Here is a 24,728-nt window from a genome sequence, read left to right as displayed (position 1 = left end):
ATTATTTAAATACCTCCATTTGTTATGACAGCAAGTAAAAAGAAATCCGTTTTATTAAAAATAGCTAAATATTTTGGAATAACTTTCGTCGTTATCTTAGGATTACTTTTCTTGCTACCCATAATTTTTGCGGACACCATTAAAGAACAGATTAAAAAAACTGCAAACGAAAAACTAAGCGCTGAACTGAATTATTCAGATGTTTCCGTTTCCTTTTTTCATCATTTTCCTTCATTAACTTTAACTTTAAGCGATCTGAATCTTAACGGATCAGCTCCCTACAAAAATGAGAAATTCATTACTGCAAAAGAGATTTCTTTTGGAATAAATGTTGCCAGTTTAGTTTTTAGTAAAACAGTAAAAATTGACCAAATATACTTATCTGATTCTTTTATTAATGTAAAAGTCAATGCAAACGGAGAAGCAAATTACAACATTTACAAATCTTCATCCCAAGCTTCAAACCCAAAAGACAGCACGGAAACAGCCTTGAAACTGGAACGAATTGAGATTCTAAACAGTAAAATAATTTACGATGATCAATCAACCAAAGTTCATTTTGATGCATTAGGATTTAATTATAAAGGAAAAGGAAATTTAGATAAGGCCGTTTTCGATTTATACTCTGTCGCTAAAATTGAAAAATTAAATATTATTTACGAAGGCGAACCTTATTTAATGAACAAAAAAGTAGATGCCGATTTGATCACTAAAGTAAATGTAAATTCGTTATCCTTCTTCTTCCAACAAAACAACCTTAAAATTAATCAGCTTTTAGTTGATTTTAAAGGGAAATTTGACTTTCTGAAAGATGGGTACAATATGGATTTTGTCATAAAATCAACTAACAGCCACTTGAATGATGTATTTACAGCTTTCCCTCCAAAATATGTAACCTGGCTCTCTAAAACTGAATTAAAAGGAAACACCAACTTACTTTTGACTTTAAAAGGGAACTATATTGCTTCGCAAAAAATAGCACCAGATCTGAATTTAGACGTCAAAATTGATAGTGGGTTTGTGAATTATAATAAAAGTGCTTTTCCCGTTTCAAACTTATATCTGGATTTAAAAACAAAAGTTCCTTCTTTAAATCCTGATCTTGTAATCGTTGACGCGAAAAATTTGTCTTTAAACATAAATAAAGATTATTTAAAATCTAAATTTCACATACAAGGCGTAAACACACCAGATATTAATGGAGTGTTTAAGGCTCAAATTGATCTTGAAAAATTAATGAAAGCACTTGGAATTCCAGATATAGAGTTAAAAGGAAATTTAGTTGGAGATATAAAAACAAACGGGAAATTTGACGCTAAAAACAGACTTTTTCCAGTTACAAAAGGAAGTATTGATTTAGAAAATGGTTATTTAAAAACACCTTATTATCCAAATCCAATTACAAATATTACCATTAAATCTAAAATTGAAAACAACAAAGGAACTTTTGATGATTTGAAAGTAAGCTTAAAGCCAACTCAATTTACATTTGAAGGAAAACCGGTTTTCGTAGAAGCTGATTTAAGCAACTTTGATGATTTAACTTATGATATCAAAGCAAAAGGAGAATTAGACGTCAACAAAATCTACAAAGTTTTCTCTCAAAAAGGACTGGATTTAGATGGTTTTGTAAAAGCGGATTTGGTTTTGAAAGGAAAACAGAGTGATGCAGAGAAAGGAAACTACAGCAAATTACACAACAAAGGAACTCTTGAACTGAGAAATATTGGTATTACGTCTGAATATCTTCCAAAGAAATTCATCATTAAAGAAGGGATTTTCAAAATCAATCAGGATAAAATGTCGTTCAATAACTTTCTGGCTGCTTACGGTCAATCTGATTTCAGAATGAATGGTTACCTGCAAAATGTTTTTAACTATGCAACAACAAATACAGGAGTTTTAAGAGGCTCTTTTAAAGTTACGGCAAGATATATAAACATAGATGAATTCATGTCGAGCACACCGGCAAACACATCCGTTACACAAACAAAAACAGAAACTCCAGCTCCAACAGAAGCAAAACAAACGGGAGTTATCATCATTCCGTCTAATTTGAATTTACAATTGATAGCAAATGCACAAAAAGTATATTTCGATAAATTGATTCTTCAAAATGCTACTGGAAACCTAAACATGAACAAAGGCAAGTTGAGCATGCAGAATACAGGATTCAATTTAATAGGATGCAATGTGGTTATGAATGCCAATTATCAAGCGGTGACGACTCAAAAAGCAAATTTCGACTACAATATTAAGGCTTCTGATTTTGATATTAAACGAGCTTATAATGAAATAGAAGTTTTCAGAAAAATGGCCAGTGCCGCTGAAAAAGCACAAGGTATTGTTTCTCTGGATTATCAATTAAAAGGTCGCTTAAACGGAAATATGGAACCCGTTTATCCATCATTAACCGGTGGCGGAACACTTTCTGTAAAAGACGTAAAAGTTAGAGGGTTAAAAATGTTTAATGCCGTAAGCAAGGAAACAAGTTCTGAGGCAATGAAAAATCCAGATCTTTCTAAAGTTGACATTAAAACAACAATCAAAAACAACATCATGACGGTGGAACGTTTTAAATTTAAGTTTGCCGGCTTTAGACCAAGAATTGAAGGCACAACAAGTTTAGATGGAAAATTGAACTTAAAAATGCGTTTAGGACTTCCTCCATTAGGAATTTTTGGAATTCCGTTAACCGTTACCGGAACGCAAGATAATCCAAAAATAAAAGTGGGACGAAAATCTCAGGATTTGGAAGAAACAAAAGATACCGAAGAATAAAATTCCAATCTCTAAATTCCAAATTCCAATCTTTTATTTTTTGGAATATAAAAATTCTAATATTAGAAACCTGTTCATTGTGAGCAGGTTTTTTTTCTAAATATATTAATGGAGGAAATGAATTTATAATTTTTAATGATCTGCCGTTGGTAGTTATTATTACCTAAAAAGCGTATAACAAACCATATGGACATCCTCAAGCTGATAAAATTATATTAGATTATATACTGCCTTCTATACTAAAGGAATAATTTTTACCGTTTATTAGTTTATATACGCCGATAAATCAATTTCAATTTTATAGTAAAACAAAAAACCCGATCTTTTCAGAACGGGTTTTTTATAATAAGTAATCTAATGATTATGCTTCGAATGGAAGAATAGATACATAAGATTTGTTATCTTTTTTCTTTTGGAACTTAACAACTCCAGCTACTCTTGCGTGTAGTGTGTGATCTTTACTGATGTAAACGTTCTCACCTGGATTATGTTTTGAACCTCTTTGTCTAACGATGATGTTCCCAGCAATAGCAGCTTGTCCACCAAAAATCTTAACGCCTAAACGTTTTGATTCTGATTCTCTACCATTCTTCGAACTACCGACACCTTTCTTGTGAGCCATGACGTATGAGTTTAAATATTGTTATTATTCTTTAGTAGCTTCTTTTTTTGCTTTTGGAGCTGCTGCTTTTTTTGCTTTTGGAGCTGCTTCAACTTCAGTTGCCGGAGCATCTTCTGCTACAACCGCTTTTTTAGCCGCTGCTTTTTTAGTTCCACCTGCTGCAGTAATACCTTCAATTACAATTTGAGTAAGATATTGTCTGTGACCATTTCTCTTTTTGTAACCTTTTCTTCTTTTCTTTTTGAAAACGATTACTTTATCTCCTTTTAAGTGTTGTAACACTTTAGCTTCTACTGAAGCACCTTCTATAGCTGGGGCGCCTAAAGTTACGCTTCCGTTATCGTCTAATAAAAGAACTTTGTCAAATGAAATACTTGAACCTTCTTCGTTAGCCAAACGGTTAACATAAACCTTTAAGTCTTTGCTTACTTTAAATTGTTGCCCTGCTATCTCTACGATTGCATACATACCAAATTGATTTATTGATTTTTAAGGTTGCAAATATACAATTAATAATTTACTGTGCAATCTCTTATTTCAAAAATATTTATTTAACCTTAAAGTCTGTTTTTCAAGGCGTTTTAGCCATATAAAAAAACATTTTTAAAGTAAAAGACTGTTAAAGTATAATCAAAATAGAGAAAGATCTCCGATTCATAATTAAAAAAACTTATTTTTGATGTAACTATAAACAAGTCTTGGCTACCTATTATTTAGGTAAATATAAATTATTAATCTCTATGAAAAATTCAATAATGATGTTAAGTGCTGCACTAATGCTCGGCGGAGTTGCTCATGCTCAAAAAGTAGCTTTTGAAGAATATAATCTGGATAACGGTATGCATGTAATTTTGCATAACGATCCTTCAGCCCCTGTTGTCATTACGTCGGTAATGTATCATGTTGGCTCAAAAGACGAACGCCCTGACCGAACAGGTTTTGCACACTTTTTTGAACATTTGTTATTTGAAGGAACCCAAAATATAAAACGTGGTGAATGGATGAAAATTGTTACTGCAAATGGCGGAGTTAACAATGCCAATACATCTGATGACAGAACTTATTATTACGAAGTTTTTCCATCAAACAGCTTAGAATTGGGTTTATGGATGGAATCTGAAAGATTAATGCATCCAATTATCAATAAAATCGGCGTAGACACTCAGAACGAAGTTGTTAAGGAAGAAAAAAGAATGCGCTACGACAATCAGCCTTATGGAAACATTTTACCTGTTGTTAAAGAGAATATGTTCAAAAATCATCCTTATCGCTGGACTACTATCGGTTCTATGAAAGATTTGGATGCCGCAACTTTAGAAGAATTTCAGGCTTTCAATAAAAAATTCTATACGCCAAATAATGCGGTTTTAGTAGTTGCGGGAGATTTTGATAAAACAAAAACAAAAGAATGGATTCAGAAATATTTTGGTCCAATTCCGAAAGGCGAAGTGGTTAAAAAACAAACTTTTACTGAAGAGCCTATCAATAAAACCATAAAAGCAACTTACGAAGATCCAAATATTCAGATTCCGATGGTAGTCGCCTCTTACAGAACTCCATCAATGAAAACCAGAGATGCAAGAGTTCTAGATCTGATCTCTTCTTATTTGAGTGATGGAAAAAGTTCGAAATTGTACAAAAAAATAGTTGATGATAAAAAAATGGCGCTTCAAATTGGTGCTGTAGGTTTTAGCCAGGAAGACTATGGCATGTACATATTATACGGCCTACCAATGGGAACTTATACAATGGCCGACATTTTAAAAGAAATGGATGAAGAAATTGTAAAAATCCAAACGGACTTGATTTCTGAAAAAAACTATGAAAAATTGCAGAATAAATTCGATAACAACTTTATAAATGCAAATGCAACCGTTGAAGGAATTGCTGAAAACCTCGCTTCTTATTACCTACTTTATGGGGATGTAAATCTGATCAATACAGAAATTGATTTGTACCATTCTATTACAAGAGAAGAAATCAGAGAAGTTGCTAAAAAGTATCTAAATCCGAACCAACGTTTAGTTTTAGAGTACGTTCCCTCAACAAAAGTTCAAAATTAAGAGCGCCAAATCATGAAAAAAATACATACAGTTTTAATCCTTTTATTCCTAACTGGAATTATGCAAGCACAAGATCGTCCACAACCAAAACCAGGCAATTCGCCAGTAGTCAACATCAAAAAACCGCAAACTTTTGTTTTGGCAAACGGCATGAAAGTTCTCGTGGTTGAAAATCATAAACTTCCAAGGGTAAGTTTCAATCTTACTTTAGACAACGCTCCTTTCACGGAAGGAAGCAAAAAAGGTGTTGACGAATTGACCAGCAGTTTAATTGGAAACGGTACTAAAAAAACCACCAAAGAAGCTTTTAATGAAGAAATTGACTTTTACGGAGCTAACATTAATTTTACTTCACAAGGCGCATACGCAAGCGCACTTTCAAAATATTCAGGACGTTTATTAGAACTTTTGGCTGAAGGCGCTTTACAGCCAAATTTTACTCAGGTCGAATTTGATAAAGAAAAAGCAAAATTATTAGAAGGCCTTAAAGCCGATGAAAAAAGTGTTCCTGCAATCGCTAATCGTGTTGTCGATGTTTTAGCTTTTGGAAAAAATCATCCTGCCGGTGAATATCTTTCTGAGGAAACAGTAAAAAATGTTACCCTTGCAGATGTTCAGGCAAACTACGCTACTTACTTTGTTCCCGAAAATGCTTATTTAGTAATTATTGGAGACATTAAATTTAAAGAAACAAAAGAAGCTGTAGAAAAACTTTTTGGAGGCTGGAAAAAACAAGCTGCTCCAAAAAATACTTATCCGGATCCTGTAAATGTTTCTAAACTTCAAATTGATTTTGTTGATGTTCCAAATGCGGTTCAATCTGAAATTTCATTGGTAAATACGGTAAATTTAAAAATGAGCGATCCTGATTTTTTTCCAGCTGTAATTGCAAATCAAATTTTAGGTGGCGATTTCAATAGTTATTTAAACATGAATTTACGTGAAAAACACGCCTGGACATACGGTGCAAGTTCAAGTATTGGAAGCGGAAAATATGTAACTAAATTCAAAGCTTCATCTGCCGTTAGAAATACTGTGACAGATAGTGCTGTTGTACAATTTGTGGAAGAAATTAAAAGAATCAGAACTCAAAAAGTTTCTGAAGATGTTTTAAAAAATGTAAAAGCAGGTTACATTGGACGTTTTGTAATGCAGGTTGAAAAACCTCAGGCTGTTGCGCGTTACGCATTGAACATCGAAACCGAAAAACTTCCGGCCGATTTCTACGAAAAATACATTCAGACTATCAATAATGTTACACCAGATGATATTTACCGTGTAGCCAATAAATATTTCCTTTTGGATAATATGCGAATTATAATTGCCGGTAAAGGTTCTGATGTGATTCCTGGCTTAGAAAAACTTCAAATTCCGATTTACTATTTTGATAAATACGGAAATCCAGTTGAAAAACCAGTTACTAAAAAAGAAGCTCCAACGGGAATTACTGCAAAAACAGTTTTTGAAAATTACATTAAAGCGATTGGAGGAGAAAAAGCAGTTGTAGCTGTAAAAACATTGTCAATGAACGGAACAACTACTGTTCCGCAAGCGCCAGGCCCTTTAACTTTTACCTCTAAGTTAGATTCAAAAGGAAAAATGATGGTTTCGCTTGCTATGGGAACTATGAATTTAATGAAACAAGTGGTAAATGAAAAAGGCGCTTATATCGAACAACAAGGACAACGCAAAAATCTTGAAGGCAATGATCTTATTGAAATGAAAGCCAATGCAGCTCCGTTTGAAGAATTGCAATTACAAAAAAGAACTGATCTTAAAGTTGACGCAATCGAACCAATTAACGGTAGCGATGCTTATGCTATAAAAGACGGAAAAACCACTTATTTCTATGATGTTAAATCAGGTTTAAAAGTAGCCGAATCCAAAGTTCGTGAGCAAGATGGAAAATCATCAACCCAAATAACAAACTTCAATGATTATAAAGAAGTAAAAGGTGTAAAAGTTCCTTTTAATTTAATTCAGAATGTTGGTTTTGAATTGGATATTAAAATGTCTGATATTAAGATAAACGAAGGAGTTTCTGAGGCAGATTTTCTTTAGAAAAAGGTTCTGAGCAGCTAATATACTAAGGTTCTAAGGTTTTTTTATAGGCTTTGTCAAAGTTTGAAACTTTGACAAAGCTTTTTTACTTTTTAGCCGACAAATAAACTCCAATTAAAATAATAAACGCTCCAAAAAACTGAATTGGCGTCAGCATTTCGTTATCTAATAATCCCCAGAAAAAAGCCACTATGGGAATTAAATACGTTACTGATGTTGCGAATACAGGTGATGACATTTGAATCAGTTTAAAGAATAGAACATTCGCGATTCCGGTTCCTAAAACCCCTAAAATCATTACGAAGAAAATTGAATGTTGCGTAGTATCAAAATTTATCCTTTGCGGAATATCGGTTGTACTTAAAATAATTAGCGCAGGCAAAAGCAAAACCGCGAAGTTTCCTGTCGTAATACTTAATGAATTTAAATCCGACAAATATTTCTTAATTAAATTGACATTTATAGCATAACAAAGTGTTGCAATTACAACCAAAAGAACATAGTAATAATTCTGTCCCGGATGTGCTGACGCGCCGCTTAAAACTAAAAGCAAACAGCCAATCAATCCAACAAAAACACCCAAAACTTGCCTCTTTTGAAACTGAATTCCAAAAATAAGAATTCCCAATACCAAAGTATTTAAAGGCGTTAGTGAATTTAAAATAGCCACAATCGAACTATCAACCTCAGTCTCTGCAATTGCAAAAAGATACGCAGGAGTAAAAGTTCCAAAAAGTGAAGTTATAGCAACAAATTTCCATTGACGACGCGAAATTTTCTTCAAACTTTTAAAGCCGATAATCAATAGAAATAAGGCAGCAAAAATAATTCGGAATGAACCTACCTGAATCGCCGTTAACCCTACCAATCCTCTTTTAATTAAAATAAAAGAACTCCCCCAGATTAGCGAAAGAACCAACAAATAAGCCCACTTTAATTGTTTTGCATCCATAAAACGTATTTTACTGCAAATTTGTAATAATTTTACGAACCAACCTCTCAAATTTTATTAATTTTGCAACGAACTTATTGACAAATTTAAAATCTATATAGAATGAAATTCACAAAAATAATAGCAACATTAGCAATCGCTGGTTTAGTATTGGTAAGCTGTAAAAAAGAAGAAGATAAAAATTTAGCGAATATCAAAGCTATAGAAACAGCTCCAAAAGAACACAAAGCAATTGCTGCTGAAAATGTACAAACTGCCAGTTTCGAAATCGAAGGAATGACTTGCGCAATGGGATGTGCAAAAACAATCGAAAAAGAACTAACTAATCTTGACGGAGTAGAAAAAGCAACAGTTGATTTTGACAAAAAAACAGCTACTGTTGTATTTGACAAAACGGTTCAAAACCAGGAAAACTTAACAAAAGTTGTTCAGGCAACCGGAGATGGAAAGACGTATAAAGTTTCGAATATTAAATCGTAATTAAGTCGACTTTGAATAATAAAAAAGGCGTTCAAATTGAACGCCTTTTTTATTATTTCCATTTCAATGTTTCCATCAATCGCTGCATATCATTTTTGATATAACTCGCAGCCGGCATAACCGAATCAAAATTAGGTTTAGCATAAAAATAAACTGATCCTGTTATAAAATGTTTTGTACTATCAGTCACATAAAATTGTGAATTTGTCGCAGCATTTCCATCCACTTGATAAAACATTCCGTAAACCTTTTTTTGATGGTTTAAATACGGTTGTTCTAAAATATCATCTGCTTTAATTACGTGCTCATAAGTTAATTTCTGAGCATCTTTCAGCAACTTTTCGATATTGCCATTTACTGGTTTATAAGTAAGATAAATTGTTGCCTTCATTTTTGGATACGTAATTGCAAAACCACAATTCTTCTCTCCTTTAATAATAGCACCCTCATTCATTTCAAAAGAAAACGGACAATTGTTTTCAAAATTAACATAATTTGCTTCCGGATAATCTAAGCGCAAATAACTTGATGGCTTAGGCAAGACATCATCTTTACAACTTACAATTGTTAATGTTAGCAAAATGATTGTTATCGAAATTATTCTTTTAAACATTTTATTCTATTGTTACTTTTATTTGTTTTATACGCTTTTTATCTACTGTTTCTATTGTAAATACGCAGTTTTCAAAAGCAATTTTTTGATCTTTTTTTGGAAAATTTCCTAAAATTTCCAAAATAAAACCCGCTAATGTTTCAGCCTCTCCTTTATGCGATTCAAATATATCTTCATTAACATCAACAATTCTATAAAAATCTTTCATGTTGATTTTTCCTTCAAAAAGAAAATTCTTCTCATCAATTTGAGAAAAATTTAAATTTTCATCATCAAATTCATCACTGATATCTCCTACTATTTCTTCTATAATATCTTCCAAAGAAACTAATCCGGATGTTCCGCCGTATTCATCAACCACGATCGCCAAATGACTTTTAAGACTCTGAAAATCTTTCAGCAAATTGTCCAGTTTTTTATTCTCAGGAACAAAAAAAGCTTCTCTCATTAATGCTGTCCAGTCAAATTCTTTCTTATCAATATGCGGTAACAAATCTTTAACAAACAAAACGCCTTCAATCTGATCAATATTGTCTCGATAAACCGGAATTCTTGAAAATCCTTTTTCGATTATCTTCGGATAAATAGCTTCAAAAGATTCTGATATTTCCAAACCAAAAATATCAATCCTCGGACTCATAACCTGCTTTGTATCTGTATTTCCAAAGGAAACAATTCCTTCTAATATTTTTTGCTCATCTTTTGATGTTCCTTCAGAATCTGTAAGCTCAAGAGCCTGAGAAAGCTGATTTATTGAAAAACTATTTTTCTGTTTTCCCAATTTATGCTGCAAATATAACGTAACACTACGCATCGGCAAACTAATTGGAGATAGTAATTTATCTAAAAAAGAAATTGGATAGGCCACCCATTTTGCAAATTTTATATTGTTTCTGCTCGCATAAACTTTTGGTAAAACTTCAGCAAAAAATAAAATCAAAAACGTAACAAGAATAACTTCCAGAATAAATTTTAAAACGGGCGAAGTGATATTGTCAAAAATATTCTGTCCTATAAAAGAGAACAGAATCACAACACCTATGTTTAAAAAGTTATTAGCTACTAATAAGGTTGCTAAAAGTTTTTTGGGTTTATCTAAAAGATTAGAAATGATTTTCCCTTTTGAAAGATTCTCTTGTAAGGTTTCATCAATATCTTTTTGAGATAAAGAAAAAAGTGCAACTTCGGCACCTGATACAATTGCCGAAAGAAACAGCAAAATAAATATTCCGACAAAACCAATAATTAAATTGATGTCTAAAGTTGTAGTAAAAAATAAACTGGGCTCTGGGTCCAAATTAAAAAAGATTAGTTAAACAATCAGAAAGGCAAGTCGTTTATAGGCAAGCTTTCGTTCGACGCATCAAAGTTAGTATTTTTTGCGGATTCCTGATCCTGATGTGGCTTATGATTTCCTGTTTCTTTTTTGGTAGTCAAGAAAGTAAACTCCGTTACCTGAATTTCGGTTGTATATTTTGTAGTACCGTCCTCGGCTTGCCATTGACGGGATTTTATACGTCCTTCAACATATATTTTATCACCTTTAGATAAATATTTCTCACAGATTTCGGCCGCTTTATTGCGCACAACTAAATTATGCCATTCTGTTGAAGTTATTTTTTCGTTGGTCGTTTTATTGATATATACTTCATTTGTAGCCAACTGAAAACGACCGATGCAGTTTCCTCCATCAAAATAATGCATTTTCACATCATCGCCCAAATGGCCAATCAGCATCACCTTATTTAAAGTTCCGTTCATAGTTTTTAGTGGTATTTATCCCAAAGATACATTTTTTTAGCAAATTATTTCCTGCTTTTCTATAAAATTATAAATCACAATTGGAAAAGGAAAAGTTTTTAAAACACTGGTATTCACACCATTCACTATTTTTTCATTAATTTTAACTTTCCAAAACTGAATATGGAGATGCTGATGCGAAAGTTTATGAATAACAGTCGTTTCCGCGCACTCCTCTATACCTACTATAGTATAGGAAGGAAAAACATCAAATTGAGCTGCTTTTGAGACCACATCGAAACCAACAATTTCATCTGTCTCCAAAAGAGGAAACTCATATAGATTATGCCAAATCCCTTTTGCTGTCCTTTTTTGAATTAAGGTATTCCCCAAAGCATCTTCTAAAACCAAATAGTTAAAGAAGCGATTGGTGACTTTTACTTTTTTAGATTTCACCGGTAAAGCATCCACTTTCTTTTTTTGCAAAGCGGCACAACTTTCGTTAAAAACACAAATCATACAATTTGGACTTTTAGGCACGCATTGCAAAGCACCAAATTCCATTATCGCCTGATTAAAGATTGCCGGGTTATCTTTTGGCATTAATTCATAAGCCAGTTCCGTAAATTCTTTTTTTGTTGCCGGCAGACCAATATCCGATTCAATATCAAAATATCTCGAAAGCACTCTAAAAACATTTCCGTCAACAACCGGAACAGCTTCATTATAAGAAAAAGAAGCAATTGCGGCAGCAGTATATTCACCAACACCTTTTAATTTTAGCAACGTTGAATAGTTTTCCGGAAAAACGCCATTTAACTCATTTGCTACATATTGAGCCGTTTTATGTAAATTTCGGGCACGAGAATAGTACCCTAATCCCTGCCAAAGTTTCAAAACCTGTTCTTCTGACGCATTTGCCAAATCAAACACTGTAGGAAATTCTTGCGTAAAATTGAAAAAATAAGGCATTCCCTGAGCAACTCGCGTTTGCTGAAGCATAATTTCTGAGAGCCAAATTAGGTAAGGATCGGTCGTTTTTCGCCACGGCAAATCACGCTTGTTCTGTAAATACCAACTTATCAATATGTTATGAAAATCCATTGTAAAATACTTAGAAAACAAAAGTAAATGTTTATGTAATTAAAATTTAACGAATTAGCTTGATTAATTATTTTTTTAATTCCTATATTTGCAAACTCAAAAAAATAGTACATCATTTATAAAATAAAATAGGAAAGAAAATGACGAAAGCAGATATCGTAGCGAAAATTTCAGAGAAACTAGGTCTTGAAAAAGGAGATGTTCAAGCAACAGTAGAAACTTTTATGGAAGAAGTTAAAACTTCACTAGAAACTGGAGACAATGTTTACTTAAGAGGTTTTGGAAGTTTTATCGTAAAAACTAGAGCTGAAAAGACAGGAAGAAACATTTCAAAAAACACAACTATTAAAATTCCTGCACACAACATTCCTGCGTTTAAACCTGCAAAAGTATTTGTAGAAGGAGTTAAAACAAACAACGAAGCAAAATAATACTATTAATTAATCATAAAATCGACACGATATGCCAAGTGGTAAAAAAAGAAAGAGACATAAGGTAGCTACTCACAAACGTAAAAAAAGAGCGAGAGCTAACCGTCACAAAAAGAAAAAGTAGTTTTAAACTACTTTTTTCTTTTTAAAAGTTCATTGAAATTGAGAATTAGTGTTCAGTTATCAGTTTTTAGTACTCAGTTTACTGATTACTTACAACTGCAAACTGCCTGCTGATTTTCCCCGGGTTCAATACCTGTTAAAAATATTGTTTAATCCATCCTTGTAGAAGTTGATGGTTGATGGTTTTTGGTTGATGGTTTTCACCAACAACTGACAACAAACAACCGACAACCAATTCACGGATAAAAATTTACAGTGTGAATAAAGAATTAATCATTAGATCTAGTTCTGAAGCCGTAGATTTTGCCTTATTAAAAGATGGAAAACTAATTGAATTACACAAGGAAGAAGAGAAAAGCAACTTTCAGGTTGGTGATATTTTTATTGCCAAAATACGAAAACCAGTTGCTGGACTTAATGCTGCTTTTGTAAATGTGGGCTTCGAAAAAGATGCCTTTTTACATTATCACGATTTAGGACCTAACTTAGCTTCCCAACTGAAATTCATAAAACTTGTAAGCGCAGGTAAAATAAAAGATTTCTCCCTAAAAACCTTTCAGTTTGAAAAAGAGATTGACAAAGATGGCATCATTACTGATATTTTAAGTGCCAATCAATCTGTTTTAGTTCAAGTTGTTAAAGAACCTATATCGACCAAAGGTCCAAGGATAAGCGCTGAGCTTTCATTGGCAGGAAGATTTATTGTTCTCGTTCCGTTTTCTGACCGTGTTTCTATTTCTCAAAAAATAGAAGATAAAAAAGAAAAGGATCGTCTAAAAAAACTTGTTCTATCGATCAAACCTAAAGGATTTGGTGTTATTGTTCGCACAGTAGCCGAAGGCAAAAACGTAGCCGAATTAGAAAAAGATTTGCAGAACCTGCTTGGCAGATGGACTGCAATGTGTAAAAAATTACCAACTGCTCATCATCCATCAAAAGTATTAGGAGAGCTCAACAGAGCTTCTTCGATATTAAGAGATGTATTTAATGATACCTTCAGCGGTATTCAGATAGATGACGAAGAGTTGTTCCACCAAACGAAGGAATATCTGCAAGAAATTGCACCTTCAAAACAATCGATTGTAAAGTTTTATCAATCAAATGACACTCCAATTTTCGAGAAATACAATATAGAGAGACAAATCAAAACTTCATTCGGACGTACCGTTTCCATGAGTAAAGGCGCCTATCTTATTATTGAACACACTGAAGCTCTTCACGTTATAGACGTAAATAGTGGAAACCGTTCTAATAAGGCGACTAACCAGGAAGATACTGCCATGGAAGTGAATATGATTGCTGCCGCTGAAATTGCCAGACAACTTCGTTTGCGTGATATGGGCGGAATAATCGTAGTTGATTTTATCGATATGTCTAATCCTGAAAACAGGAAAGTCTTGTTCGACTTCTTGCGAGAAGAAATGAGCGACGATAAAGCAAAACATAAAATCTTACCGCCTAGTAAATTTGGTTTAGTTCAAATTACCAGACAACGCGTAAGACCAGAAGTTAATATTAAAACCAGAGAAGAAGACCCAAACAATGAGCATGGCGAAATTGAAGCGCCAATTTTAATCATTGATAAAATCGCACTGGATTTAGACCGACTTTTAAAAACCCACAAAAATGTTGTGCTTAATGTACATCCGTTTGTGGCTGCTTACCTCAGTAAAGGTTTTCCATCCTTACGTTCAAAATGGTTTTTTGAACATAAGAAATGGGTGAAAATCATACCTCGTGACGCTTACACGTACTTAGAATACCATTTCTATGATAAAAAAGGAAATGCTATTTCAGAATAAAACAAAAACCGCCTCTCGAAAGATTGGCGGTTTTTTTATGGATTTTTTTTTCGCCACGAATTCACGAATTATTTTTCACGCAGATTTAAAAAAGATTTGAGCAGATGCACACAGATTTTTTTTTATTAAATCAAATAAAACCTACCTAAATCTGCAACATCTCCGTGAAACAAATTTACCAGATTTAAAAAAGTTTACCACAAATTTTCACTAATTAAATTTGTGTTAATTTGTGTAATTTGTGGTAAAAACACAGCCACAAACTCACAAAATAATTCGTGAATTCGTGGCTATTTTTTTAGCTGCAATTTTCCTGATTTGAAATTTGGGATTTTAAAATTGGAATTTATTTTTCATTTATTCCCTCACAATTTCAATTTTCCTCCTAATTTCATTTCCAAAAACATCTACAACCGTGATATAATGTATTCCCGAAGTTGGCGTAATTGGCAATTCATGAAACGTTTTGGTTGTTGCTTTATAAACATCATCAACATACCAAAACAATTCTTTATCTCTTTCTGAATAAGCTACTTTCAAAATTACAGGCTGCACTTCACTATTAAAATTCTTCGTCAAATAAATTTTACTGTTCGTTTTTGGATAAATAAAATCCATTGTCGTCGCTTGTGTTCCCTGACAATCTTCTTTAAATGGAGGCAAAGGTAAATATTCAATATGCTGACTTTTGTAATACCACGCCATAACAGGAGGCAAAACAAACCAACTTTTGGTTACAATATTATCAACACTTTCACAACTGCTATTTACTTGAAATCGCTCCGTTTTATCTAAATGAACCTTTTTATGATACGGACAAACAGCGGTAGATTTTCCTTTTTTAGAAACCCATTGCTTGATTTTTGGACAATCTTCTTTAGCCAAATAGCCGCTTAGTCGACAAACCTCAACTTCTTCTAAATCTTTATAAGGCGTTTCAAACCACTTTTGTCTCGGCAATAAATTAAAAACATCAAATAAAATTGGCGCCGCGCTGGTCACTCCAGTTAAAGTCGGTCTTCCTTCGCCCGTTGCATTTCCGACCCAGATTCCAACCACATATTTTGAATTGGTTCCAATAGCCCAGGCATCTCGATTTCCAAAACTGGTTCCCGTTTTCCAGGCAATTTTCAACGAACTGTCATAAAACTTCCAGGCTTCGTCTCCTTCTGGCCGGTTCACTTCTTCCATTGCATTATACGTCAGCCAAATTGCTCCCGCTCCCACTATATTCTTCTGATCTGTTTCTGAACCAAAATCATGTTCAAAATCATTTTTATAATTTAATTCTGCAAATTCTTTAGTTCGATACTTCGCTTGATTTTTAACATAATAATTCAACGTTGAAGATAATCCTGCATACGTTCGGCACAAATCCCATAAATTACTTTCGGCACCTCCCAGAATAAGAGATAATCCATAATGATCTGGCGTTTTATTAATATCTCTTAATTTGAATTTTTGCAATTCTTCATAAAACTTATTTACACCAAAATCCTGCAGCATTAAAACTGCCGGAATATTCAAAGATCTTGACAATGCACGATGTGCCGGAACTGCGCCATCAAATGTGAGATTAAAATTCTGCGGTGTATATCCTGCGATTTGTGTTGGTACATCGGCCACTAAAGTATTTGGCAACAATTCGCCGTCGTCCAGCATTCCGGCGTATAAAAGCGGTTTTAGAATACTTCCGGTACTTCTTGGTGCATCAATAATATCGACATCTTTTTGATGGTCTTTATCTGTTGTAGCATTTCCAACATAACTCATAACGTTTCTTTTCGAAACATCAATTACTAAAATCGCCAGATTATTTACTTCATTCTGTCTATATTGATTGTAATAATACTTCGCAATTTGATTGACTCTATTCTGTAGAGCATAATCAATCGTAGTTTTTACGCGAGTTCCTTCTTCATTCTTAGCCACGCGCTGCAATAAATGAGGTGCTATTTGAGGCAAATCATATGGTTTTTGTGGTAATGGCTCATCGATTGATAATTCGTAAGTCTGCTTGTCAATTATACCTTCCTGATGCAATTTCAATAATAATCTATTACGTTTATTCAGTAACTTAATTTGGTTTTTTCCTGGATAAATTAAACTTGGTGCATTTGGTAAAACGGCTAAAGTTGCATTCTCCGCCCATGAAAGTTGATTCGATTGCACTCCAAAATAACGCCATGAAGCCATTTCTAAACCAACGACATTCCCTCCAAAAGGCGCATGAGCCGCATACATTTCTAAAATTTCATTTTTAGAATACCCCAACTCTAGTCGGGTTGCGAGAATAATTTCGATTAATTTTTCAAAATAAGTTCTGCCTTTTCCTTTTCTGGATAAACGAATAACTTGCTGTGTTAATGTACTTCCGCCTCGAACAACTTTTCCGGCTTTTCTGTTTTGTTTAATGGCGTTTACCATTGCCACGGGATTAAATCCGGGATGTTTATAGAAATATTCGTCTTCAAAATAGACAATACATTTTTTGAATTTATCAGGCACACTGTCTTGGGCAGGAAAACGCCATTGTCCGTCATCGGCTATTTTCGCGCCAAGTAATTCTCCTTCTTTGCTTTCAATTACCGTTGAATAAGGCTCTTGAAATAATGTTCGTGGTATAGAGAAATAATAAATCAGCAAGAGCAAAAATGCAATTGCTGACTTTATTTTATTCTTTTTTATCCAATTTATAATGCGTTGTGAGAACGCTATTAATTTATTTTTCAACTTACTGATTATTTAACCGCAAAGTTCGCTAAGTTTTTTCTCCCGCAGATTTAGCAGATTTTGGAGATTTTTTTTATCTGCCCGATCTGCTAAATCTGCGTGAGACTTTATTTTACCACCTCAACCCAGAATCCTTTTGTTCTGGCCAGGAATGTATTATCATACATCGCCTCGCATTGCAACCCTGGCAAATAATAATTCCCAAGATAAGAAGCGTTCAACAAAATTCGGAATACTTTTGTTTCTCCGGCTTTCATTCCAAAATAGAAATTAGTTCTGTCATCACGAATATCAATATAATCTGCAATGTTGTTTGTTGCATCCCCGTAATCGGTAAAACGGGTATTTACAATTTCAAAACCTGAAGGCAGAATTTGCGATAATGCTACATTTTCAACATGTTCATTTCTCTGATTTCTTATCGTCACTTCAGCAATGAATTCAGTTCCCTGACTAATTTTAGAAACATTAATAATGCTTCCTTTTCTGTTTTTGAAAACAATAGAGGCGGAAACATCAGTCTCAATTGCTTTCTCTTGTCCGATTGGCAATATCCCAGTGTTTAAAACACGAACGTAAACCGTGTTATTTTTAATGTTTTTTAGTGTTATGCTATTAGCACCCGTTTGAGCAATCAAACTTCTGTCTGCGATTGTTTTTTGAGTATTTATCGTCTCGCCTTTTCCGTTTTTGCTAAACTGAATATTGATTCCTTTTGGACCGTTACTCACTGCGAATTTAGACATGGCATACAAACAATAAGCCGTGGTTTGCGTGCTCATCCATTGATTGTTTGACATTTGTTTGGCTAATTTTGTAGCCATCACAAATGCTTTTTGTTTTTGCCCCAAAAGCAACATGGTTTCTAAAGCCATTGCTCTGTTTCTTTCGCTTGAACCATAATAGTAATAATTATAGTTACTGGATTCTTCTTCAATTTTGCTATGTAAAAACAAGTTCAATCCAGCTGATTTTTGTCCGGCCAAAACGTACGCCGCCGCTAAACGCAGCTTACTTTCGTTCGAAATTCCTTTGGTTTCTCTCAATCTGTTCATCGAAGATAAATCGGCATTTCCAGCTAAAGCCAACGTGTACAATCTGTAAGCCTGAGCTAAATCATTTCCGTATTTCGCTTCAAAACGCCATTGTTTTGCTTCGCGTTGTTGATACGAAATCCATTTTGATTTGAAATTAATTGGCAACACATATCCTTTTTTCTCTGCTTCAATCAGGAAATGTCCGGCATATGAAGTTCCCCAATCATCTGCAATTGTATTGCCTTGCCAGTAAGCCACTCCTCCATTTGATAATTGAAAACTTCCTAATCTTGTAATTCCGGCTGTTATATTCTTTTGAATAATTCCTTTTCGCGTCGCATCCAAATCAACAACATCATTTAAATACAATTGTGGAAAGACAGAAGAAGTCGTTTGTTCCACACATCCGTGCGGATATTGAATAAGATATTGCAATCTTCCATTCAAATTCATTGTTGGCATTGACGAAACCTCCAATCTTGCTTTATTGCTTCCTGAAACTCCAAAAGTTTTCCATGAAATCATTTTGGTGCTGTTTGGTGGCAGAATTACATCTGTAAAAGTATTCGTAACCGGATTCGGATTCGTCATATCGATTTCAACATCATAAACCGATTTCTCTCTTCCTGAAGTCGCAATAACCTGCACTTTCGCAATTCCGGTTGCAGAACCCACAACCAAATTAAAATAGGCCATTTTTTCATCAGGCGAAGCAAAAGTCAAGGATTGCGTTGCACTTCCCATAACTTTTAATCCGTTGCTTGTTTTAATCTGAATCGAAACATTTTTGATATTATTCTCTGTGGCAAAAACCGTAACCGGAATCGTTACTTTTTCTGAAGGCGAAATTTTTCGTGGTAACGAAGCCAAAACCATCAACGGACTTTTAACAGGAGTTGCTTTTTCAACACTTCCATAAGCGCTTGTGTTCGCATCTCCCGCAACCACCATAGTTCGAACTGAACCAATATATTTTGGTAATTTTAATTGATGTGACTTCGTCTGTCCTTTTTCTAATTTAAACGGACCGTAATACAATACCACAGGTTTAAAACGATTTGCTTTTTTAGCTTTTCCGCCGCCTAAATCCTGGTCTCCACCAATACTGAAAATCTGATTTATTTTTCCACCATATGCTCCAATCACATCATCATAAATATCCCAGGTTTTAACACCTAAAGCTTCACGAACATAAAAACTATCCCACGCATTTGGCGTTTTAAAACGGGTTAAATCAAGCAAACCTTCATCCACAACTGCAATGGTATAGGTCATTTCTTTTCCGGTTTTTTCTCCCACTTTTACCGTAAAAGTTTGCTCTGGTTTTAATACATCCGGCATTGAAAGTGTTGGTACCAAAATGGTATTCTTATCCACCACTTCAATTGGAACAATTCCGTACATACGAATTGGCGAATCATTTTTCGTTGAAGCATGTGGTTGCAATAATGTAATATTGAAATACACGTTCGGAGCCATTGCAGAAGTAATTGGAACTTCAACTTTTGTTTCTCCTTTTTGTGTTTTTGCCCATATGGTCTGTACCACTTTTGATCCGTTTTCGATAGAGATTAAAGCTCTTCCACCTTCACTTGAAGGGAAAGAAATCTGTGCTTTTTCTCCAACAGCATAGTTTTTCTTATCTGTAGAGAAAACCAACATATTGGCGGTTGAAGCATCTCTATTACGCGTTTTTCCAGACCAAATTGGCCAATCAATATTTACAGTTAAAGCTGTTGCATGACCATCTGCATTATCTGAAACACGAATTAAATAACGTCCCCATTCTTCATCGGTTAACGAAAACTGAACACTTCCTTTTCCGCTTGAATCGGTATTGATTACAAATGTTTTATATGAAGTCGTTGCGTTCGAAGAATTATAATTCGATAGATTATCACTTGATGCATCCCACCACCAGCGCCATTCTACTTTATACACTTTTACTTCAAGATTTCTAACCGATTTTGGTCTTCCATTTTCATCAACCGTTACAATATCAAAACGATTGTTGGTTCTGGTTTCCAGCATTCCATATTTATTAGGTTCCGGCGATTTAATTCCGACATAAGTTTTATATGGCGAATAAGTAGTCGAAATTACATCGGTACTAAAATCTCCTCCTTCTTCGTACACTTTTGTAATGAATGAGGCACGAAGCATTCCCGGCGCCTGACCTTGTAATTTTGGCTGAATATTTACAGAAGCCTTTCCGTTTTCATTTAATTTTCCGGAGAAAACATTTATTTCTTCTGTACTGAATTGACGTACTAAATCATCAAAACTAAATTTCTCATACCCTTTAAAAGTGGTGGTTTGCTGAGAAAATTTCGCCTGCATTTCTACATTCAGATTTTTAGCAATGGCACCGTGAAGCCAAGTCACTTCGAGATTACTGGTATTTGGATAAGAAGATGAAAGTGTCTTTCTTGAGAAAGTGTTTTTTATTTTTAAACGATTCGGTTTAATCGTTTCGATTTTGATACTTTTGTAAAATTTAGCGCCACCAACACTTACCATTGCTTCCCAATTTCCTGTTGGCGCATCCTGGCTTGTCGGAACCGTAAAAGCATAATGATTTAATTCATTTGTTTTTTGAACCGTCTGATAAACAGTCTTACCATTTGGATCATTCAATCTAAATTTGATTGGATGTGATTTCGGAAGTTTATTTGATGCATCATTCAAAATGAAAGACAAATACAAATTATCGCCCGGACGCCAAACGCCACGTTCTCCATAAATAAATCCTTTTAAACCTTTTTGCAAAGTTTCGCCGGCAACATCAAAATTACTGACAGACAACGAAAGTCCGTCATCCAGCTTTACGTAAGTGGACTGATTTCCTAAAGAAACAATAGCAAAATAGGCAAATTTATTCAGCTGAAAAGAAGCAATTCCTTCACTACTTGTTGCGGCAGTAGCGATTTTTTGTTGTTGATACGTATACAAATCAACTCTTGCATTTGAAACTGGTTCTGTTGTTACAATATTGTTTACGGCGAATACATACGATTTATTTTCGCCTCTTTTTGCAATTACACCTAAATCTGTTGCCAGAATATTAGTTGCGATTTTAGCATTGTAATAATAAGAACTTGTACAAGGATCCTGGCTTTCTCTCCATTCGTAATCGTCGTAATAATAATCATCGTAAGAGTTCTCACTATAGTTCACATCATTTTCATCGACTTCTTCTTCCTCTTCTTCATTTTGATCAGCCTCTGAAGTTTCGCATTTGTATAGAGAATATTTCTTTTTGTACACGAATTCTACGCGATAGATTGCTCCCGGTTCCGGTGTGATGATTTTAGATAAATCCAAAGCAAAAGTGTTCCATTTAGCTGGGTTTATCAATTTGCTTTCAATTAAATTCAAAGTAGTCTTGGCAATGGGCTGAGCCACTTTCTTGAGATTTTGAGCTCCGTTTAATTCATTGTACTGCAAAAACTGCAGAATGTTATTTTTGTAAATTTTATATACTTTTACATCAACAGCACTTAAGTTTACGGCTTCGAAATTCAGTTTTAAATTATTAGAACTTGGTAAAATAGTTCCGTTTTTAATGAATTTGATGCTTGGTTTGATTTGGTCAAAAGAGATTTTCTCAGTGTAATTCGCATCCATTTTTTTACCGTACTGACTTTCAATTCCCTGAAAAACTTCAATCAATAAATCTCCGGCCAAAATTTGTTCGGGTTCTGCTGTGGTTTCTTCTTCCTGAACCACTTCTACGGCATCGTCGACAACCGCCGCAGCACTATCAACCACAACTGCAGCCGAATCTACTAACGAAACCGCAGTTTCTTCTACTGGAACAGAAACAGTAACTTCCTTTTGAACAGGTGCTTTTTCAGTGTTGAAATACACTTTCAGCAAATTCCCCTGAGTGGAGAATTTTAAATTATTGGTATTCTGGATCGAAACCAAACCTGCAAAATCCTGCCCTTTTTCTAAGGGCTCAGAAAAATTAATCCAAACCGATTGGTTGCTTCCGTCGGGAACTTCAACTTTAACGATTTTAAATTCGTTTATATTCGTAATCGGAACATCGATTTGTCCTTTCTGGTCAATATCAAAATCGCTTCCGTCGTAAATAATCTCCAGATTTGTTGCTTCAGAATAACGCTGAATACTGTCAATTATAAAATGGAATTCTTTTCCGGAACCTGAATTTTTCTCAAATTTAATTTTAAGATTATTCCCCTTTTGATTGGCTTCAACTAACTTTTTAGCGGTTTCAATATCAATATTATCTGCCGTTTTAAGAACGCAGTTTAGGTATTGATATTCTTTGCTGTAGGATTGAATATCAACCGTATTTATCGTAAAATCCTGTTTTATGGTTTTGACCGTAAAATTGAAATCAGAGAGTTCTTTTTCTTTCTCTTTTGGAAGTGTGATGATTTTATCTAAGTTTAAAGTAACCTGATATTCTGTTCCCGGTTTCAACTTTTTTTCCGGAATAAAAGCAATTGTATTTGGGGAAAGTGCCACGACTTTTCCGTCAACACTTGGAGAAATATCAAACAAATCGCTGTCTAAAACCTGATTGGCTTTCCAGTCTTTTTTATCGAAAGCCAAAACCACCCGAATATCAGATTCCGACGAGACTATCCCCCCCGTGAAACTGACTATATACTCTTTAAATAATGAAAAATCGGAATTGAAATCGGCTGCTGATTTTCTGCCGCAAGATTGAAAAATAAAAAACACACAAAACACGAGAACTAATCCTTTTGCTTTCACTTTTATTTAGAGTTAATGGGTTACGAATTTTAAGAAATGACAGAACGTTTTAACATTTTACTATTAAAACCATAACTAGCGAAATGCCAATTATATTGTAGTAAATGTAAAGTATTTTCTGAAATATTTTAAGAGGAAAATTCGCTACTCTAACTATTTAACTTTTGTTGAAGTTTTTAGAAAATGAATTAGTAAAATACTATATTTCACAACGTTTAATAATGTACAAAATGGCAGACCAAAGACATAGATATTCTACTAAAAATGAATTTATTGTAAAAAATAAAGGTGTAATTATATATCTGCTCGGTGTAGTAACATTTATTATTTTGATTGGTTTCATTGATTATTATGTTTTACCAGTTTCAAAAACCACTGATGTAATAACTCACTACAGCATTCAAACGACTGGAAAATCCAAACAAAAAGTTTCTTATCATTATTTTACACAAAAAGGTTTTACATTCTCAACAGCAAAAGAATACATTGAAGATAGTAATATTGAGATTAAAACTTCTTTGTTATTTAAATCGATAACAGAGGTTAAATCAAAGACAAAAAACTATACCAACTTACTTTCCAGCAGCTTAAGCACCAACGGTATCCTGTTTTATTTTTGTCTTGTTCTGCTTTTTTCAATTGGAGTAAGTTTAAAAATACTTATTTCAGAAAAAGGTTTCTCAGAAAATACCTTTTATAATATAATCTGTTTTAATTCCTTTATGATTTTCGTATGTCTCTATATGACTTACTTATTCTGATACAAATAAAAATAGCTTTTTATCAGAATTCTTAAAGCTCTGTTCCAAGTTTAGACAAAACCTTATCCATTTCGGCAAAATGTTCTTTTGTATTGGCGGCATAAAATAATTGATTGTCCTCTATGATTATAATTACATTGTCCTTGTAATTACCATAAAAACTTATTCCGCCAAGCCATTGCTTAAAAGAGAATCCTTTATTTTGAAAATTTTTAGCAATAAATTTTAATTCATGTGGTTCTAATTCGTAAAATGTATTACAAGGATATTCCAATGCATAACCTGCCTGAAGAAAAGCCATTGCAGTAAAAAACTGAGTTAATGTGTCCGTCTCCAATTTCCATTCCTTTCCATCTTCACTTATGTAAACAGGTGGATTAGCTTTTGACAAATCATTTTTATGGATTCCCCAAACGCAAGCTCTCTGATTTTCAGAATAAAATATCAAATGATCAATTTGTTTATAATACTGAAAACGTTCCGGTACAATTAGTAAATCTTGTGTATGATTTAAGTTTTCAATTTTGCCCAATTCAGTATAATAATCAACAAATACCTGTGGAAGTTTGCCAAAAATATCTTTAACAATTTGAATCTCATCAATAGTAAAACCTTTAGGTTCTGTAATGTGATATAGCTCTTTTATTATTGAAAAATCTGTCATTATTTATTTTAC

17 protein-coding genes are annotated in these 24,728 nt (G+C 33.8%); 7 read left to right on the top strand and 10 right to left on the bottom strand.

Features of this window, described 5'->3' with window-relative positions; all coding sequences use genetic code 11:
• Positions 1-24: 24 nt before the first annotated feature.
• Positions 25-2,781: an AsmA family protein gene (locus BUA98_RS04810; protein ID WP_072970447.1), complete on the top strand. Its 2,757-nt coding sequence runs from the start codon at positions 25-27 to the stop codon at positions 2,779-2,781.
• 361 nt (positions 2,782-3,142) lie between these two features.
• Here the strand turns inward: BUA98_RS04810 and rpmA are convergent, their stop codons facing one another.
• Positions 3,143-3,403, bottom strand: coding sequence for a 50S ribosomal protein L27 (rpmA, locus tag BUA98_RS04805; protein ID WP_017497241.1), 261 nt, complete (start codon positions 3,401-3,403; stop codon positions 3,143-3,145).
• Between the two features lie 24 nt (positions 3,404-3,427).
• Positions 3,428-3,871, bottom strand: coding sequence for a 50S ribosomal protein L21 (rplU, locus tag BUA98_RS04800; RefSeq protein ID WP_026983809.1), 444 nt, complete (start codon positions 3,869-3,871; stop codon positions 3,428-3,430).
• 272 nt (positions 3,872-4,143) lie between these two features.
• Here rplU and BUA98_RS04795 point away from each other — a divergent pair, with 272 nt between their 5' ends.
• Positions 4,144-5,466: a M16 family metallopeptidase gene (locus BUA98_RS04795; protein ID WP_072970612.1), complete on the top strand. Its 1,323-nt coding sequence runs from the start codon at positions 4,144-4,146 to the stop codon at positions 5,464-5,466.
• A gap of 12 nt (positions 5,467-5,478) precedes the next feature.
• On the top strand, positions 5,479-7,527 hold the full coding sequence (locus tag BUA98_RS04790; RefSeq protein WP_072970446.1) for an insulinase family protein: 2,049 nt from the start codon (positions 5,479-5,481) through the stop codon (positions 7,525-7,527).
• An 85-nt stretch (positions 7,528-7,612) separates the two neighbouring features.
• Here BUA98_RS04790 and BUA98_RS04785 read toward each other — a convergent pair whose 3' ends face one another.
• Positions 7,613-8,479 (bottom strand): DMT family transporter, encoded by an 867-nt coding sequence (locus BUA98_RS04785; protein ID WP_072970445.1) that lies wholly within the window; start codon positions 8,477-8,479, stop codon positions 7,613-7,615.
• Between the two features lie 102 nt (positions 8,480-8,581).
• Here BUA98_RS04785 and BUA98_RS04780 point away from each other — a divergent pair, with 102 nt between their 5' ends.
• Positions 8,582-8,959 carry a heavy-metal-associated domain-containing protein gene (locus BUA98_RS04780; protein ID WP_072970444.1) on the top strand — a complete coding sequence of 126 codons (378 nt, stop codon included), beginning with the start codon at positions 8,582-8,584 and terminating at the stop codon, positions 8,957-8,959.
• Positions 8,960-9,011: 52 nt separating this feature from the next.
• On the opposite strand, the gene gldD is transcribed toward BUA98_RS04780, so the two are convergent.
• From gldD to mutY, 4 genes are read right to left on the bottom strand one after another with little or no spacing between them, the layout of a single operon-like run.
• Positions 9,012-9,572, bottom strand: a complete 561-nt coding sequence (gene gldD / locus BUA98_RS04775) for a gliding motility lipoprotein GldD (RefSeq protein ID WP_072970443.1) — start codon at positions 9,570-9,572, stop codon at positions 9,012-9,014.
• 1 nt (position 9,573) lies between these two features.
• Positions 9,574-10,869, bottom strand: coding sequence for a gliding motility-associated protein GldE (locus BUA98_RS04770; RefSeq protein ID WP_072970442.1), 1,296 nt, complete (start codon positions 10,867-10,869; stop codon positions 9,574-9,576).
• Between the two features lie 23 nt (positions 10,870-10,892).
• Positions 10,893-11,333: a single-stranded DNA-binding protein gene (locus BUA98_RS04765; RefSeq protein ID WP_026983816.1), complete on the bottom strand. Its 441-nt coding sequence runs from the start codon at positions 11,331-11,333 to the stop codon at positions 10,893-10,895.
• Between the two features lie 36 nt (positions 11,334-11,369).
• On the bottom strand, positions 11,370-12,416 hold the full coding sequence (gene mutY, locus BUA98_RS04760) for an A/G-specific adenine glycosylase (protein ID WP_072970441.1): 1,047 nt from the start codon (positions 12,414-12,416) through the stop codon (positions 11,370-11,372).
• Between the two features lie 140 nt (positions 12,417-12,556).
• On the opposite strand from mutY, the gene BUA98_RS04755 reads away from it, so the two are divergent.
• Complete coding sequence (locus BUA98_RS04755; protein ID WP_007805026.1) at positions 12,557-12,847, top strand: HU family DNA-binding protein; 291 nt, start codon at positions 12,557-12,559, stop codon at positions 12,845-12,847.
• A gap of 380 nt (positions 12,848-13,227) precedes the next feature.
• Positions 13,228-14,772, top strand: a complete 1,545-nt coding sequence (locus BUA98_RS04750; RefSeq protein WP_056190510.1) for an Rne/Rng family ribonuclease — start codon at positions 13,228-13,230, stop codon at positions 14,770-14,772.
• Positions 14,773-15,129: 357 nt separating this feature from the next.
• Here BUA98_RS04750 and pbpC read toward each other — a convergent pair whose 3' ends face one another.
• Positions 15,130-17,505 (bottom strand): penicillin-binding protein 1C, encoded by a 2,376-nt coding sequence (pbpC, locus tag BUA98_RS04745; protein WP_072970440.1) that lies wholly within the window; start codon positions 17,503-17,505, stop codon positions 15,130-15,132.
• A 107-nt stretch (positions 17,506-17,612) separates the two neighbouring features.
• A complete protein-coding gene (locus BUA98_RS04740; protein ID WP_072970439.1) occupies positions 17,613-23,291 on the bottom strand; it encodes an alpha-2-macroglobulin family protein in 5,679 nt (1,892 codons plus the stop codon).
• A 230-nt stretch (positions 23,292-23,521) separates the two neighbouring features.
• Between BUA98_RS04740 and BUA98_RS04735 the strand changes: the two genes are divergently transcribed.
• Positions 23,522-24,052 (top strand): hypothetical protein, encoded by a 531-nt coding sequence (locus tag BUA98_RS04735; protein ID WP_139256990.1) that lies wholly within the window; start codon positions 23,522-23,524, stop codon positions 24,050-24,052.
• Between the two features lie 31 nt (positions 24,053-24,083).
• Here the strand turns inward: BUA98_RS04735 and BUA98_RS04730 are convergent, their stop codons facing one another.
• Positions 24,084-24,716, bottom strand: a complete 633-nt coding sequence (locus BUA98_RS04730) for a hypothetical protein (protein ID WP_072970437.1) — start codon at positions 24,714-24,716, stop codon at positions 24,084-24,086.
• Positions 24,717-24,728 lie beyond the last annotated feature (12 nt).

The sequence above is a fragment of the Flavobacterium saccharophilum genome (genome assembly GCF_900142735.1).
Taxonomy (GTDB): Bacteria; Bacteroidota; Bacteroidia; order Flavobacteriales; family Flavobacteriaceae; genus Flavobacterium; species Flavobacterium saccharophilum.
The sequence above is the reverse complement of the archived record's forward strand: the minus strand, read 5'-3'. Positions and strand labels throughout refer to the sequence as shown.

Excerpts from the sequence above, each read along its gene's own strand:
- BUA98_RS04810 (WP_072970447.1), top strand. The coding sequence starts at position 25 with ATGACAGCAAGTAAAAAGAAATCCGTTTTATTAAAAATAGCTAAATAT.
- rpmA (WP_017497241.1), bottom strand. The coding sequence starts at position 3,403 with ATGGCTCACAAGAAAGGTGTCGGTAGTTCGAAGAATGGTAGAGAATCA.
- rplU (WP_026983809.1), bottom strand. The coding sequence starts at position 3,871 with ATGTATGCAATCGTAGAGATAGCAGGGCAACAATTTAAAGTAAGCAAA.
- BUA98_RS04795 (WP_072970612.1), top strand. The coding sequence starts at position 4,144 with ATGAAAAATTCAATAATGATGTTAAGTGCTGCACTAATGCTCGGCGGA.
- BUA98_RS04790 (WP_072970446.1), top strand. The coding sequence starts at position 5,479 with ATGAAAAAAATACATACAGTTTTAATCCTTTTATTCCTAACTGGAATT.
- BUA98_RS04785 (WP_072970445.1), bottom strand. The coding sequence starts at position 8,479 with ATGGATGCAAAACAATTAAAGTGGGCTTATTTGTTGGTTCTTTCGCTA.
- BUA98_RS04780 (WP_072970444.1), top strand. The coding sequence starts at position 8,582 with ATGAAATTCACAAAAATAATAGCAACATTAGCAATCGCTGGTTTAGTA.
- gldD (WP_072970443.1), bottom strand. The coding sequence starts at position 9,572 with ATGTTTAAAAGAATAATTTCGATAACAATCATTTTGCTAACATTAACA.
- BUA98_RS04765 (WP_026983816.1), bottom strand. The coding sequence starts at position 11,333 with ATGAACGGAACTTTAAATAAGGTGATGCTGATTGGCCATTTGGGCGAT.
- mutY (WP_072970441.1), bottom strand. The coding sequence starts at position 12,416 with ATGGATTTTCATAACATATTGATAAGTTGGTATTTACAGAACAAGCGT.
- BUA98_RS04755 (WP_007805026.1), top strand. The coding sequence starts at position 12,557 with ATGACGAAAGCAGATATCGTAGCGAAAATTTCAGAGAAACTAGGTCTT.
- BUA98_RS04735 (WP_139256990.1), top strand. The coding sequence starts at position 23,522 with ATGGCAGACCAAAGACATAGATATTCTACTAAAAATGAATTTATTGTA.
- BUA98_RS04730 (WP_072970437.1), bottom strand. The coding sequence starts at position 24,716 with ATGACAGATTTTTCAATAATAAAAGAGCTATATCACATTACAGAACCT.